Below are 15,798 nucleotides of genomic sequence, written 5' to 3' on the forward strand. Positions count from 1 at the left end.
ATGCAGCCTCAACGCTTCAGAGCGACTTTTAGGCAAGGGAGTTCCACGTGCGTGATCTCGTAGACACAACAGAAATGTATTTACGTACAGTTTACGAACTTGAGGAGGAAGGCATTGTGCCGCTCCGCGCACGAATCGCAGAGCGGCTCGAGCAGTCTGGCCCGACAGTTTCCCAGACCGTCGCCCGCATGGAGCGCGACGGCCTGATTGTTGTTGAAACAGATCGCTCGCTCTCCCTTACCGACGAGGGACGCGCCCGTGCGACTGCGGTGATGCGTAAGCACCGCCTCGCAGAGTGCCTTCTCACCAGCATCCTCAAGTTGGATATTGAACAAGTGCACGACGAAGCATGTCGCTGGGAACACGTGATGAGTGAAGCCGTGGAAAAGCGCGTATACGAGGTACTCAACCACCCTCAGGTATCTCCGTTTGGCAACCCCATCCCTGCGTTGGATGAAATTGGCGGTTCAAATGTTGCTAAGCCTGAGCTTGGCACTCGCGCAACGGACTTAGATCTCTCCGAGGGCCGCGAAGCTGTAGTGGTCCAAATCAGTGAGATTCTGCAGCTCGAAGCAGAGCGCTTGCCGGAGCTGGCAGGCCTAGGCGATATCGTCGGCCAAAAAGTCATAGTGAGCCTTCCGGATGATGGGGGGCTACAGCTATCACTTCCTGGCCAAAAAGATTTCGTCATTCCTGATGACCTCGCGCATGCCGTGCGCATTGAGCTTCAGTAGAGCCGATCTGCTGTTAGGAACCTGCAAGCATCTCTAGCTCCATCCAGACTGCTTCCCCGCCTTCTTCAACTGCGTGCAGGAGACCCTCATATTGACCGATCGCGAGTAACTGCAGGAGCACGTCGCTTAATGAGTGGTCCGGCATTTCTTGCAGCGCGCACTGTAGTGCGACCCCTGCCCAAGACCCGATCTCGCACCGCACAGCGATCACAGCCCACAACGCTAACGCGTTTGCCCGCACTGTCCCCACAGCATGGCGCGACAAGAATAGTAGTGGAGCAGCAAGTCGCTTTGGGTTCTGCATAATCGTGGGGATAAGTGTATCCCGCAGTAGAGCATGGGTGAGCAGAGCCGTCAAGCCTTCGAGCGCGATTCTCATTTCATTCGAGATTTCGCCGATTGGATTAGCATCGCGCTGGCCGATGAGGCAAGTCTCGGGCAAGCAAAGCAGAACCTCGATAATGCTTTCAATTTCTTCTTTCGCCAGTTTTGCCGGGTGTTCCTCCTCCCCAGCGTGGCTACCGCCCCACAAGTCTTTCAGTAGCTGCAACCCGTCTTTGCGTGTCTGTGCCTGGATTTGTTGCGCCAGTTGGACGGACTCCGAATCGACCGGCTCAAAATAGCTAAACGTGTCTTGTCTATCGAGTTCTGGGAGTATCCCCTGCTCAACGTATGGGCGCATCGATGGAGAGGAAATCACTGACGATACACAGCCACCAATGAGGGAGGACGCGCGATCGCATTCTTCGGCCGCATTCAATGGCGGTCCAAAAAGCAATGTATATGGGGTACCCTGCGCAATTTCGGAAACATGCCAGCACAGGTCGACTTTGAAACCGGTTTCTTCTTCGAGGAACTGCAAGCGATCAACTGCGTCTTTGACGAGCTCTGAGTTCGGAATACGGCTCACAATGACTGCAAGGTACGCGATGACGTCATCCCCCAGTAGGTATTGCGTCACGTCGGTCTTGAGGCTTTCTATGAATGCTTCAAGGCGCGTGAGGTCAACGCGAACTACAGGTCCAAGTTGAAGCCCACGTGTTCCTTCGCTGTCCGGAATGATGCCGAGCACCACGACCGATTCTTGAGGATAAAACCCTAGAACCCCGGGCAGGGCTGCGATGATATTCGATGGTCCAAAAAGTGATGAATTAGCTGCATTTATTTTCATACAGTTTAGACGTAGCCAACACAGCATCGGTTCCCGCTTTGCTAGAATTCCTTATTTTCAGCAGGAATATTTCTTCACCCCAGACGTTGTGGGTAAGTACAAAGTTAGATCCTTTCAAATTATCCTAGGAGCGGTCATGCCAACGAATAATCGCATGTATGAACTTGAGTACCCGTCTCCCTCGAGTCTTGGCGAATCTCCTGAGGGGCCAACGCTCGTCGTTGCGTTACAGGGTTACGCAGATGCGGGCCATGCGGTTGAAGGGGTATCGAATCATCTCAACGCGGCGTTGGAAACCCGCACTTTAGCCACCTTCAATAACGATGAACTCATTGACTACCGCTCTCGCAGGCCTGCTGTAACCCTGGCGAATCACACGGTGGCCGACGTCGAAGAGATCGGCATTGAGCTGCGTGTTGTCCGCGACACAAAGGATATGCCGTTTCTGCTGCTGAGCGGGCCAGAGCCTGATCTGCGTTGGGAGGCATTTAGCAAGTCTGTGGCTGACCTTGCAGTGCAGTTTGGAGTTCAGCAAACGCTGTGCCTCTACGCTGCCCCTGTTGCCGCTCCCCATACCCGCCCAGTAGTGGTTTCCACACACGGAAATGATGAGAGCTTGGTGAAAGACAAGTATCTCTTCGACGGAATTATTACTGTGCCCGGGGCTGCCTCCATCATGATCGAGCGAGAGCTAGATAAGCGAGGCGAAAAGGTCGCTGGTTTTACTGCGCATGTACCTCATTACATTGCAAACTCTCCTTACCCGATGGCGGCGTTCCAGCTCATGCAGGCGCTCGAGGATACAGCAAATCTTCAGTTGCCACTCCGCGCGCTCGAGCAAGAGATAACAAGTGTTCAGCGTCAATTAGCAGAGCAAACGGCTGCGTCAAAGGAGATCGCGCAAGTCGTCTCGGCTCTCGAACAGCATTACGACCGTGAAGTTGAGGAGTACCGCAGGAACAATCCCAACGCAAAGATGCCCGGTGAGGCACAGGTTCCTTCCGGCGATGAGATCAGCGAAGCCTTCGAGAACTATCTCACGGCGATCGAGGACCAGCAGAGTCGTCCGCTTGTCGACGGACAACGGGGACTGCCTTTTGGCGATGATCTCAGTCAGGCTTTGCAGGATTTTTACTATATTGACCCAGCTCAGCCAACCGATGAGGAAGACGAGTAGCGGCTTTTCGCGACGAACTCGGCTACGGTAGTTGGCGTGACTCTTTCGACGTATTTGGCAGACCTTGACGACGTTCCAGCAGACCTTTTTGAAGAGGCCGTCTGGGACTCTTTCACTGCGTGGACACAGAGTCGTGGAATCTCGCTTTATGAAGCTCAGGAAGAAGCTTCGCTTGCGTTGCTTGCTGGGGATAATGTGATCCTGGCGACGCCAACCGGTTCGGGAAAGTCGATGGTGGCAAACGCTGCGCACTTCATTGCCATGGCTCGAGGGCAGCGCTCGTTTTATACTGCCCCAATTAAGGCGCTTGTGAGCGAAAAGTTCTTTGCACTGTGTGAGATCTTCGGAGCAGAAAACGTAGGGATGATGACCGGTGATGCCACAGTGAACAGCGGCGCCCCTATTATCGCAGCCACCGCTGAAATCGTCGCGAATATTGCGCTGCGAGAAGGTGAGCACGCGAAGATTCAGCAGGTCATCATGGATGAGTTTCACTACTATTCGGAGCCGGACCGCGGATGGGCATGGCAGGTGCCGCTACTGGAACTCCCCCAGGCCCAGTTCCTTTTGATGTCTGCCACGCTTGGAGAAACTGCCTGGATAGAAAAGGATCTCACCGAGCGCACTGGCCGCCCAACCACGTATGTTGGTGGGTCGGAGCGTCCCGTGCCACTCGATTTCAGTTACGTGTTCTCCCCCGTCCATGAGACGATCGAAGAACTACTGGCGGATAACAAAGCGCCGATCTACGTTGTGCACTTCTCACAACGCGAGGCAGCAGAGCGCGCGCAGGCACTGACCAGTATGAAAATCATCACCGCAGAGGAGAAGCAACGTATCGCCGAGGAGATCGGGAATTTTAGGTTCACGACTACCTTCGGTAAAACGTTGTCGAGGTTACTTCGAAAAGGCATTGGCATTCACCATGCCGGAATGCTGCCGAAGTATCGACGGCTCGTCGAAAAACTATCTCAAACAGGGCTTTTAAAGGTGATCTGCGGAACGGACACCCTCGGCGTCGGTATCAATGTGCCAATTCGTACTGTGCTGATTACCGGCCTGGCAAAGTATGACGGGACGAAACAACGCATCCTTAAATCGAGGGAGTTTCACCAAATCGCCGGCCGCGCGGGGCGAGCTGGGTACGACACCGAGGGCACGGTCGTCGTCGAAGCGCCAGAACACGAGATTGAGAATGCAAAGCTTCGGCGTCGCGTCGGCGACGATCCGAAGCGGCTTAAGAAGCTCAACAAGAAGTCAGCTCGTGATGGCGAAGTTACCTGGTCCGAAAAAACTTTCCAGCGCCTCACAACGGCAGAACCGGAGGAACTCACTAGCCAGTTCCAAGTATCGAATTCCATGTTGCTCAATGTTATTGCTCGCCCGGGTGACGGCTACGAGCACATGAAGCACTTGATTCGGAGCAACCATGACACACGCGCTAAGCAGAACCGTGACATTCTTACGGCAGTCGATCTGTTTCGCGGGCTCATCCAGGCTGACATTGTAGAACGCACTCCTGATTCTCCAGCGTATCGCCCCTATACTCTCACGCGAGAGCTGGACAGGGACTTTGCGCTCAACCAACCGCTTTCCCCGTTCGCGCTGGCATTTCTCACGGTGCTTGACCCCGAGTCTTCAACGTATTCGTTGGATGTAATCTCAGCGTTTGAGGCAATCTTGGATGACCCCCGTCAGGTGCTGCAAGCTCAGCAGTCAGCAGCTCGCGGCGAGGAGATCGCAGCTCTCAAGGCAGAGGGCGTCGACTACACGGAGCGCATGGCACTCATCGAAGATGTGACGTACCCTCAGCCGCTCGCGGAGGAACTGGAAGATGCATTTGAAACCTACTGCTCCAGTAACCCGTGGGCGAAAGAGTGGCAGCTTTCGCCAAAGTCGGTGGTACGCGACATGATCGAGCATGCGATGACGTTTTCGGATCTCATCGCAACCTACGGGCTATCCCGCTCTGAGGGTGTGGTGCTCCGCTACCTTACCGATGCGTGGCGCACCCTCTCCCACTCTGTGCCCGAGGCATACATGACTGAAGAGCTCGAAGATATCATCGTATGGCTAGGCGAACTGATCCGTCAGGTGGACTCGTCGCTCATTGACGAATGGGCGACGCTAGCTGATGACGACGCCCCAATCTCCCAGGACGTTCTCGACCGCGAGCTTGCATTCGGTGTTGAGGATCCTACGGCGCTCACAGCGAACCGCAGGGCGTTCAAAATCATGGTTCGCAACTACTTCTTTAGGCTTGTCGAACTGTTTGCGTTCGAAAAGGAAGAAGCCCTGGAGTCGATGCTTGAATATCTCGACCCCGATGTTCGGCCCGACTGGCCCTCGCTTCTCGACGACTACTTCGACGAGTACGACGATGTCATGATAGACGCAGATGCTCGCGGGCCAGAGTATTTCCGAGTTAAGGATGAAAGCTCGCGGCTCTGGGAAGTCGTACAGATCGTGAAAGATCCAGACGGGGACCGCAGCTTCCAATTCCACGGCGTCGTCGATCTCGATGCCTCTGATGAGGCGGGAGAAGTTCGGCTGAGGGACTTGGACGTTGTCCAGATGTAGTCCCTCAGCCGACTATCGTGCAGAAGACGTAACAGTTAGCGTGCGTCTTCTGCCACTACGGTCTGCGCAATGGCCTGGATAACAGCAGCAATCTTTACTGCCTCCCAGACCTGCTCCTTGGTCAGGCCCTCTTCGCGCACGACGTTGGAGTGTGCTACAGCGCAATGCTCGCAGCCATTGACAGCAGATACTGCGAGCGACCACAGCTCAAAGTCTGCCTTCTCGACGCCAGGCTTCGAGATGATGTTCATGCGAAGGCCAAACTTTACCTGTGCAAAGTCATCGCCGAGCCAGCCCTTTGCGCGGTAGGCAACGTTGTTCATTGCCATAACAGTTGCTGCGCCGAAAGCGGCATCGAGAGCCTCTTCGGACAGGTGCTCCTTGGCCTCGTCCGTAATCTCAGAGATCACGGTGGGGTTCTTTGTCGCTGCAGCGGAGGCAACGAGAGTGCCCCACAGCTGCTGCTCGTTCAGCTCTGTAGAGCGTGTCAAGGAGCCAAGGTTCAGCTTCTGGTCTTTTGCATATTCAGGCAAAGCGCTGCGCAGGTTATCGATCGACATATCTCTTTTCTCTTTCCTCTCTATTGTTTATTAATAAATCCCCGTCACTGAGTATTGAACTAGTGACGGGGACTCGGAGTTCATTTACTTCAGGGATTCCTGAACGACAGCCAACTTGTCGATATTCTTCGTTGGGTCGTTCTTCTGCCAGTCACAGGCGCAGACCTCTTCGGACTGGAGAGCATCCAAAACGCGAAGGACCTCTTCGACGTTACGGCCAACAGCATCCGGGGTGACAGACACGAACTGGATGACGCCGTCTGGGTCGATGATGAACGTTGCACGATCAGCGACGCCTGCCTCATTTTCAACGCCCAGTGCACGGATCAAGTCGTGGCGGACATCAGCAAACATTGGGAACGGAACGGTCTTCAGATCTGGGTGCGTTGCACGCCAGTTGAAGTGGGAGTACTCATTGTCAGTGGAGCCACCAAGGACCTGCGTATCGCGATCTTCGAACTCTTCGTTCAGCTTGCCGAACGCTGCGATCTCGGTTGGGCAGACGAACGTAAAGTCCTTCGGGTAGAAGAAAACGACCTTCCACTTACCCTCGTACTTTTCCAGGGATACATTCTCGAAGTAGTCCTCTGGGCTTGTTGCGTCGACCTCATGAAGGTCGCCACCCTTCAGCGCTACCAGATCGAACTCAGGGAAACGCTCGCCTACAGTCAGAATTGCCATAGCTTAACCTCCGAATGTGAGATGTCGTATATATACGGTCTTGGAATGCAATCGCTCGCACTCTGACAAACATTGTGCCAGAAACGCCGCGCAATTTCAACAGCAAAACCTATTGCAATGCCGTATGGTTATAAGAATGAACAATAAAGAATATAAACCAACCTTGGCCCAACTTCGTACGTTTGTGACCATCGCCGAGAATAGGCACTTCGGCACTGCTGCGAGCAAGCTCAACATTTCTCAACCGTCATTATCCCAGGCATTGGTCGCGCTAGAGACCGGTTTAGGGATTCAACTTATCGAGCGATCCACCCGAAAGGTCATCGTCACTCCAACTGGGGAGGCGCTCCTCCCCTATGCGAAAGCAACGCTTGAAGCAGCCGATGCTTTTGTTGCACATGCCCGCGGTGCACATGGGGTCCTTTCCGGGCCTCTCAATATCGGCATCATCCCCACCATCGCACCGTATATCCTGCCCACCCTTTTACAACTGATTCAGAGCGAGTTCCCCGATTTAACTCCTCGAATCATCGAAGAGCCCACCAAACACCTACTCGCTAAATTGCGCGACGGCAACGTCGATGTGGCGCTGCTAGCCCTTCCTACGCACGCGCCTGGAGTCAGTGAACTGGAACTCTATGACGAAGACTTCATCGTCGTAACGAATGAGAAACACAAGTTGTCTGGGCTCCAAAACCTTACCCTCGATGTCCTGGAAGAACTCGATTTGCTTCTTCTCGACGACGGCCACTGCCTGCGCGACCAAATAGTTGATCTTTGCAAGAACGTTCAAACCACGCCCTCAAATTCAAGCCAATCAGATACACGGGCTGCGTCACTGACTACCATCATGCAGCTGGTTGTTGCTGGCCTTGGATCAACCCTCGTTCCCAAGTCAGCTATTGCAGCTGAGTGCACACGTCCTGGTTTGGGGCTTTCTACCTTCCAGAAGAGTGTCGACGCGAAGCGTACAATTGGACTGGCCTACCGCTCTTCTTCTTCCCGCATCCATGAGTTTGAGGAACTTGGAGCGTTGTGTAGAAAGGCGTACAAAGAGGTAGCGAAAACCAGTGATGCGATTCTGTCCCGCTAAACTGGGACGCTAGTTATGAAGGACCAGGAACAAACACCTAAGAAAGAACTCTTCCGCCAACTAGACAACGTGGAACTACGCGACGTCCGACGTCTTCGCCGTCGCATTCGACAGGCCAAGAACGGCAAGGAACTTAACAAAGTTGAAGAGGCAATTGCCCGAAGCTTGCACGTAGTTCGGGCGCGGGATGAACTCATTCCGAACATCGAGTACCCAGATGCACTCCCGGTTTCTCAACGCAAGAATGACATCTTAGAAGCTGTCGCGAACCACCAAGTGACTGTTATTGCTGGTGAAACTGGATCCGGCAAGACCACCCAGATTCCTAAGATGCTGCTCGAGCTCGGCCGCGGTCGACGAGGACGTATAGCGCATACTCAGCCGCGCCGTCTCGCTGCTAGAACTGTCGCTGAACGCATAGCAGACGAATTAGGTCAGAGCATTGGAGAATCGGTCGGCTACGCCATTCGCTTCGACGACAAGGTCAGCACCACTACCTCAGTGAAGCTCATGACAGACGGAATTCTCCTTACGGAGATTCAGCGTGATCGGTTCCTCAACGCGTACGACACCATCATTATCGATGAGGCGCACGAGCGTTCCCTGAACATCGACTTTTTGCTTGGATACGTCAAGGAGCTTCTCCCCAAACGCCCCGACCTGAAGGTCATCATCACGTCCGCCACCATTGACGTCGAACGCTTCGCGCAGCACTTCTGTGACGAAGAAGGCAACCCCGCCCCGATTATTGAGGTTTCAGGTCGTACCTACCCGGTTGAGGTGCGCTACCGTCCGCTCGTCGAAAATGCCGGCGATCGTGAAATTGATATTGACATGATTGACGGTGTTATCAACGCCATCAAGGAGTTGATGGCAGAAGGCGACGGTGACATCCTCTGCTTTTTCGCCTCAGAACGTGACATCCGTGACTGCATGGAAGCAATTGAAAAGCAGCATTGGAAGAATGTTGAAGTCGCGCCACTTTTCGGACGCCTTTCGAACGCAGAACAGCACCGCGTCTTCTCCCCACATAGCGGGCGTAGGATCGTCCTCTCTACGAACATCGCCGAAACTTCGCTCACAGTGCCGGGAATTCACTACGTTGTGGACACTGGCCTCGCTCGCATTTCACGGTATTCAACGCGGACTAAAGTACAGCGTCTTCCGATTGAGGAAATATCCCAAGCCTCAGCAAACCAGCGCTCGGGCCGTTGTGGACGTGTTGCTGACGGTATCGCTATCCGCTTGTACTCGGAAGAGAACTTTAATTCACGCCCGGAATTTACTGACCCTGAAATATTGCGGACCAACTTGGCAAGTGTGATCCTGCAAATGATTTCTCTCAATCTCGGCGACATGCGGCACTTTCCATTCGTGGAATCCCCAGACGACAAAGCTATTCGCGATGGCCTTACGCTCTTGTACGAGCTCGGTGCAATCAAAGCAATACCAAAGGGTGAACTTCCAAAACTCACGAAAATTGGCCATACGCTTGCGAAAATCCCAGTCGACCCCAAGATGGCTCGCATGCTCGTCGAGGCCGAACGCTACCGGGTGTTGGAGGATGTCACCGCAGTTGTCGCCCATATGTCGATTCAAGACGTGCGCGAACGCCCCCTGGAATTTCAGGCACAAGCAGACCAAGCCCATGCACGCTTCAAAGACAAGACATCCGACTTTCTTTCAGCGCTCAAGCTCTGGGATTACGTCGGAGGTCTCCGTGAAGAGCTTTCAGGCAATCAGTTCAGAAAGCGCATGAAGCGTGAGTATTTGCACTATATGCGAATTCGTGAATGGCACGACCTCGTTCGTCAGCTCCGCGACGTCGAACGTCGACTGGGCTGGGACGTCGACAAAGCAATGACAATGACAACGAAACGTGACGCTGACTCGATTCATCGAGCATTGCTCACTGGCTTACTTTCGAATATCGGTGCTCGCGACGGAAACAGCAAGGAATACCAAGGTGCTCGTGGTACCCGTTTCCTGATTTTCCCAGGGTCATCGCTGGCCAAGACCCCACCAGAGTTTTTGATGGCAAGCGAGCTTGTAGAAACCTCGCGGCTTTGGGCCAGAGACGTGGCAAAAGTAGAATCCTCATGGATCGAGCACGCGGCAGGATCACTCCTGAAACATGTCTATTCAGAACCGTTCTGGTCACGGAAACGCGCATGCGCAATGGTCCATCAAAAATCGTTATTGTACGGCATCCCTATCGTGCGAGACCGACTTATCCCCTACCACCGCGTTGATCCTACGGCTGCGCGCGAGATGTTTATTCGTCACGCACTCATTGACGGCGATTGGACGAGGACTCATAAGTTTCTCGAACACAACAGCTTGTTGCTAAGCGAAGCCGCAGAAGTTGAAGAAAAGCTACGGCGTAGGGGCATCGTCGTTGACGAAGACACTCTATTCGATTTCTACGACGTGAAACTGCCGGATTCAGTCACAACAGCGAACAATTTTGACAGTTGGTGGAAGAAGCAACAGCAGCTCGATCCCGGATATCTTCACTTTGATCCAAGTAAACTCGTTGACGATTCTGCCCAGACTATCTCTGCAGAAGACTTTCCAATGTCATGGTCACAAGGGTCGATGCGGTTCGATGTGTCGTACAAATTCGAGCCTGGAACCGCCTACGACGGCGTTACCATCGCAATTCCCCTGCCTCTACTGGCCAGCGTTGAATCAGTCGGATTTGACTGGCTTGTACCTGGGCTACGTAAAGAGTTGCTGACTGAACTCATTCGTTCACTGCCGAAACCACTACGCAAGGGCGTCGTCCCCGCTCCAGACTTCGCTGACCGTGCACTTGAGCGTATGACGTTCGATCCACGCACGTCGGTTACCGAAGCACTGGCTCAGGCCCTCACTGAATTGGGTGCCAGCGGCATTAGCGGGCATGATTTCCGCACGCACCTGCTGCCACCGCACTTGCTCATAACGTTTGCAGTCATTGATAAACGTGGGAAGATTGTCGACTCAGACAAGAGTCTCCTTGCTTTGAAGAAGCGTCGGGCCACACAGATTCGTTCTTCAGTCGCGAAAGCAAGCCGCCACTCTGAAACTGCCGAAGTTCCTGTATGGACCGAAGACACACTCGGCGATATTCCCGAAAGTACGACCACAACCATTGATGGCAACAAAGTCGAGGCCTATCCTGCGCTCGAGGTGACTCCCAAAGGCGTTCGCGTTGCTGTGCATCCAACCCGGGCGAGTGCTGATGCATCAATGATGACGGCAACGCTCACGTTGCTGCTGCGGGCAATCGAGGTTTCCGATACTCAGATGACGAAGGGACTGCCACTACAGCAACGTGTCGCTGTTGATAGGTATCCACATGGCGGGGCTTCCGGCCTTGTCGAAGACGCTCGCGTTGCAGCAATCCGCGACGCGATGATTCAAGCCGGCGGCCCTGTGAGGTCACCTGCTGATTTCGACGCACTATGTGCGAAAATTAAACCGACTATTCCGGGAGCTGTCCGACGATCAATTGTATCGATCGCGCCAGGTCTCGCTGCATACTCAGATTTGATGCAAGAGCTCAAGAATTGGTCTGGTCCTGCGATTGACGATATTCGGGAGCAACTAGCATTCATGCTGCCCGCGAACGCTATCACGGTTCATGGCATGCAACACCTACAGCACCTCCCCCGTTACATAGAGGCAATCCAGATACGGCTTGAGCATCTAGAAGCGGAACCGGAACGTGACGAAGAGCGGCAGGCTGAAGTAGCAAATGCTAAGGCTTACCTAGAGCGACGATTGGAACAGCTCCCTGCCCAACGCAGGAAGACACGCGCATACAAGGACGTGATGTGGCGAATTCAGGAGCTGCGAGTGAGTTTGTTTGCACAACACCTTGGCACCCAAAAGCCTGTGAGCGTGCGTCGTATTGAAAAAATGGTCGATAAACTTCGCTAGTGAGCCTCGGACTTTATTCCAGTCCCTCTCGCTCGCGTCGTTTCATCAAGCGGATTTCCGACTGGAAATCTTCGGCGCTTTCAAAAGACTTGTACACCGAGGCAAATCGCAGGTACGCAACCTCGTCCAGTGTGCGAAGCGGTTCCAATACCGCCAGTCCAATGTCATTTGCCGCAACTTGAGAACTTCCTTGGGCCCGAACCGTCTCCTCTACTTGCTGCGCTAGCCGCTTCAATGCGTCGTCGCTAACGTTCCTGCCTTGACAAGCACGCCGAACACCAACGATCAACTTTTCCTTGTCGAACGGTTCAGTTACTCCATTGCGCTTCACAACGGTCAGCACGGCCTTCTCGATCGTTGTGAATCGGCCTCCGCACGAGGTGCACTCTCGCCGCCGCCGGATAGCAGAGCCCCCGTCTACAACACGAGAATCTGTAACTCGCGATTGTTCGTGATGACAAAACGGACAGTACATCTACACCCCACTATCTCGGAGAACAGTTATCACCCCCCCTACATTAGCGGGTTAACGTTGCGCTGCAGAAGCGACTTCATAGCTATGAGCAACGTTCGAATCGTCCCGCGACACCGAGTCCCACTCGCTATTACCGAAATCGCCCGAGATAAGTACAGCGACGAACATAGTTACCCCAAGAAGGGCTCCCATTAGAACGTTTGCTCGCTGCTCTTGAGGCTCGGCGGAAGAATAAACGGTTGGCTCGGGAGCATCTGCAGCCGCCCAGTGGCAACGAAAGTTCTGGTTGATAACCTGCTCGTGGCGTGACGGCTTACCCCCTCGATCACCCCGCATGGGTACAAAATCCCACACTTCAGCTGGCATTGAAGACCGTGGTGCAAGTGGAGCTCCCGCCATATCAGCACGAGTAGAAATCATTTTCGCCTGGTCAATGATACTCATAAAATGCCCCTTACCTCATTTCGCGAATTCGATGGTTTCTCATCTCACGCGAAACACTTTTAGCGTATTTGTTCGATTTAACTTCTATGTTCGATTTATACCATCCCACATCACATCCCCACAACCCCCCAACTATCGAACATATTTGCCCTCTTTGATATATTCTGTACAGAAGACACTATCAAGACTCAATGTGAGGACCCATGGCACGCAAGAACACAACCAGTGAAAAGTTCGATATGAGCGTACTTTCAGACAGACAAAAGCGAATCCTTCAAGTCATTCGCGACGCCGTCGTATTACGTGGCTATCCACCAAGCATTCGAGAGATTGGCGACGCCGCAGGACTCCAATCGACTTCTTCTGTCGCCTACCAGCTGAAGGAGCTCGAAAAGAAAGGGTTCCTTCGCCGTGACCCAAACAAGCCACGAGCCGTAGACCTCCGCCACCTGCCAGAATCTATGGGAGGTTCGGTTACACCGAAAAACGATGCGGACATTGATGGAACTTCTCCAGCACGGATGATCCCTGTCCTCGGCCAAATCGCCGCTGGAACTCCGATCCTGGCAGAGGAAAACATTGAACACTACTACCCCCTGCCGGAAGAACTACTCGATAGCGGCGACCTCTTCATGCTTCAGGTGGTTGGAGAATCAATGCGCGATGCAGGCATTCTCAATGGTGACTGGGTAGTCATTCGCTCACAACATGTTGCCGAAGAGGGCGAGTTCGTAGCAGCGCTAATTGACGGGGAGGCAACTGTCAAGGAGTTTCATAAGGACTCTTCCGGAGTATGGCTCATTCCTCATAACGATGCCTTTTCTCCGATACAAGGCAACGACGCCGAGATTATGGGCAAAGTGGTCTCTGTTTTCCGGACCCTGTAGCCATTTTTCGCCATTTCGCCCCCAACCGGGGGCTATCAAACACATGTAAAAGCATTCGGGCGCACGGTTTTGCAACAATAGGGGCAACCTAATTTTTGAACCCTGCTGATTCGTGGTTGCCCCACGGAGGAGTTGTATGTACGCCGAAGAGAGAAGAAGGCAGATCGCGTCACTTACCGCAGTCGAAGGACGCGTGAATGTTACGGAGCTGGCCGAACGGTTTGATGTAACAGCCGAGACCATCAGGCGGGACTTGGCAATTCTCCATAATGAAGGAATTGTCCACCGCGTTCACGGCGGAGCCGTCGCTAGCCAATCATTTCTCACCACAGAGTTTTCTCTTGATGCCCGGTTCCGGTCGGCACCGACCGCCAAATCGGCGATCGCGCGCGCTGCGACACAGTTTCTCCCAGAGGATCCTGGCGCTGGCATCTTTCTCGACGCCGGCACCACCATCAATGGACTGGCCGATCTTATTGCCGCAGCAGGAAAAACACAGCACTGGTCAATAGTCACGAACTCCCTCCCGATCGCGCTAGACCTATCATCCTGCGGGCTTACAGACGTTCAGCTCCTCGGGGGGACAGTCCGTGCAATCACCCAAGCTGTTGTAGGTGATACGGCATTACGCACTCTCGCTCTTATGCGTGCTGATGTTGCTTTTATTGGCACGAATGCCTTGACTATTGACCACGGCCTCTCTACCGCCGACGCCCAAGAGGCAGCCGTCAAATCTTCAATGGTCACCAATGCACGCAAGGTAGTTGTACTCTGCGACTCCACGAAGCTCGGCAATGATTATCTAGTTAGCTTTGCGCCGCTAGACGCAATTGACATCGTTGTTACCGACACAGACGCACCAGAGAGCTTTGTCAGCGAATTGCGGGAGCGTGGAATCAAGGTCGTCCTTGCCGAAGAGTGAAACAAAAGGAACCAAATGCCCGATTGCGTCCGATCTATTGCATTAACGGACACAATCGGGCATTATGGCTTTAGTAGCGCTTTTCGATACTGCAGCTGCACAACAGACTTTCGGTAGGCGCTACCCCACAGAGCACCAATTACTCTAAGGATGCGCCACATGATTCTGACGTTCACTCCGAATCCAAGTACAGATGCAACGCTTTCTGTAGCAACGTTGCGTCGCGGCGAAGTCGCCCGTGCCATTACCGCTACGCGAGAAGCTGGCGGAAAAGGCGTCAACGTGGCCCACGCCGTAGCGAAGGCTGGAAGAGCGGCACTCGCTGTAGTTCCTTGCGGGGAAAGCGACCCTTTCAAGTTCGCTGCTAACCGACTCGGTTTTCCTTTTGTTTTCATCCCGGTTGAGGGCACTATCCGTACCAATACTGCGATTACTGAGTCCGACGGTACGACTACCAAAATCAATGAGCTTGGCCCTCAATACACCATTGATGTCCAGCAGGAGTTCCTCGACGCGCTTGATTCGCATATCAGCGAATGTAAGGCCGTCGTCATGGCAGGATCACTGCCAAGTGGAGCCCCGGCGGATCTCTACGCAACGTTGACCCGAGAAATCCGATTGAAGCTCGCCGAAGACGTACTGGTGGCCGTCGACACATCAGACGAACCCCTGGTAAAGCTGGGAGATCAGCTTGAATCTGCAGCCCCCGATATCCTGAAACCCAACGCTTTTGAATTAGCGCAATTGGTGGGAGCCGATGGGCATGTACTAGAGACTAGCGCTTCAGCAGGAGACTACTCCGAGGTTGTTGAGGCAGCGAAACGCTTGATTCAGCGAGGGGCTAAGGAAGTTCTCGTCACCCTTGGTGGCGCAGGTGCTTGCCTGGTCACTGCAGACTCTGCCTGGGCAGCAACGCCACCACCGACTGTTGTGAAATCTACCGTTGGAGCAGGCGACAGCTCACTTGCTGGATATGTTATGGCTCGCACTCAAGGCCTGCCGTTGGACCAGTGCCTTCAAACCGCGGTCGCCTATGGCTCTGCTGCAGCAGGCCTACCAGGTACCGGGATTCCAAGCCCTGACGACATCAACTTGGAACAAACCCAAGTTGTAGAAATCGATTCATAATTTAAGAGAACAGGAGTCC

General features: G+C 53.7%; 13 protein-coding genes. 8 read left to right on the top strand and 5 right to left on the bottom strand.

What is annotated here, in order from left to right:
* Positions 1-47: 47 nt before the first annotated feature.
* Positions 48-734, top strand: a complete 687-nt coding sequence (locus tag R0V12_RS01480) for a metal-dependent transcriptional regulator (RefSeq protein ID WP_070362348.1) — start codon at positions 48-50, stop codon at positions 732-734.
* Between the two features lie 13 nt (positions 735-747).
* On the opposite strand, the gene R0V12_RS01485 is transcribed toward R0V12_RS01480, so the two are convergent.
* Positions 748-1,905, bottom strand: a complete 1,158-nt coding sequence (locus tag R0V12_RS01485; RefSeq protein ID WP_320072695.1) for a DUF4192 domain-containing protein — start codon at positions 1,903-1,905, stop codon at positions 748-750.
* Between the two features lie 136 nt (positions 1,906-2,041).
* Here R0V12_RS01485 and R0V12_RS01490 point away from each other — a divergent pair, with 136 nt between their 5' ends.
* Entirely contained in the window at positions 2,042-3,082 is a 1,041-nt protein-coding gene (locus R0V12_RS01490) for a PAC2 family protein (RefSeq protein WP_083290923.1), read from the top strand.
* Positions 3,083-3,118: 36 nt separating this feature from the next.
* A complete protein-coding gene (locus R0V12_RS01495) occupies positions 3,119-5,662 on the top strand; it encodes a DEAD/DEAH box helicase (protein ID WP_070362345.1) in 2,544 nt (847 codons plus the stop codon).
* 35 nt (positions 5,663-5,697) lie between these two features.
* On the opposite strand, the gene ahpD is transcribed toward R0V12_RS01495, so the two are convergent.
* On the bottom strand, positions 5,698-6,222 hold the full coding sequence (gene ahpD, locus R0V12_RS01500; RefSeq protein ID WP_070976764.1) for an alkylhydroperoxidase, AhpD family: 525 nt from the start codon (positions 6,220-6,222) through the stop codon (positions 5,698-5,700).
* Between the two features lie 84 nt (positions 6,223-6,306).
* A complete protein-coding gene (locus R0V12_RS01505) occupies positions 6,307-6,903 on the bottom strand; it encodes a peroxiredoxin (RefSeq protein WP_070362343.1) in 597 nt (198 codons plus the stop codon).
* Positions 6,904-7,039: 136 nt separating this feature from the next.
* Here R0V12_RS01505 and R0V12_RS01510 point away from each other — a divergent pair, with 136 nt between their 5' ends.
* A complete protein-coding gene (locus tag R0V12_RS01510; protein WP_070479000.1) occupies positions 7,040-7,996 on the top strand; it encodes a hydrogen peroxide-inducible genes activator in 957 nt (318 codons plus the stop codon).
* Between the two features lie 15 nt (positions 7,997-8,011).
* Positions 8,012-11,923 (top strand): ATP-dependent RNA helicase HrpA, encoded by a 3,912-nt coding sequence (hrpA, locus tag R0V12_RS01515; RefSeq protein WP_256005079.1) that lies wholly within the window; start codon positions 8,012-8,014, stop codon positions 11,921-11,923.
* A gap of 13 nt (positions 11,924-11,936) precedes the next feature.
* Here the strand turns inward: hrpA and nrdR are convergent, their stop codons facing one another.
* Entirely contained in the window at positions 11,937-12,398 is a 462-nt protein-coding gene (gene nrdR / locus R0V12_RS01520; protein WP_070362341.1) for a transcriptional regulator NrdR, read from the bottom strand.
* Between the two features lie 51 nt (positions 12,399-12,449).
* Positions 12,450-12,842, bottom strand: a complete 393-nt coding sequence (locus R0V12_RS01525; RefSeq protein ID WP_141742247.1) for a hypothetical protein — start codon at positions 12,840-12,842, stop codon at positions 12,450-12,452.
* A gap of 203 nt (positions 12,843-13,045) precedes the next feature.
* On the opposite strand from R0V12_RS01525, the gene lexA reads away from it, so the two are divergent.
* From lexA to R0V12_RS01540, 3 genes are all read left to right on the top strand, one after another.
* On the top strand, positions 13,046-13,729 hold the full coding sequence (gene lexA, locus R0V12_RS01530; protein WP_070478937.1) for a transcriptional repressor LexA: 684 nt from the start codon (positions 13,046-13,048) through the stop codon (positions 13,727-13,729).
* A gap of 136 nt (positions 13,730-13,865) precedes the next feature.
* Positions 13,866-14,651: a DeoR/GlpR family DNA-binding transcription regulator gene (locus R0V12_RS01535; RefSeq protein WP_256041708.1), complete on the top strand. Its 786-nt coding sequence runs from the start codon at positions 13,866-13,868 to the stop codon at positions 14,649-14,651.
* 159 nt (positions 14,652-14,810) lie between these two features.
* On the top strand, positions 14,811-15,779 hold the full coding sequence (locus tag R0V12_RS01540; protein WP_288857484.1) for a 1-phosphofructokinase family hexose kinase: 969 nt from the start codon (positions 14,811-14,813) through the stop codon (positions 15,777-15,779).
* Positions 15,780-15,798: the final 19 nt, after the last annotated feature.

Source organism: Corynebacterium sp. UMB2355A (assembly GCF_033877495.1).
GTDB classification, from domain to species: Bacteria; Actinomycetota; Actinomycetes; order Mycobacteriales; family Mycobacteriaceae; genus Corynebacterium; species Corynebacterium pseudogenitalium.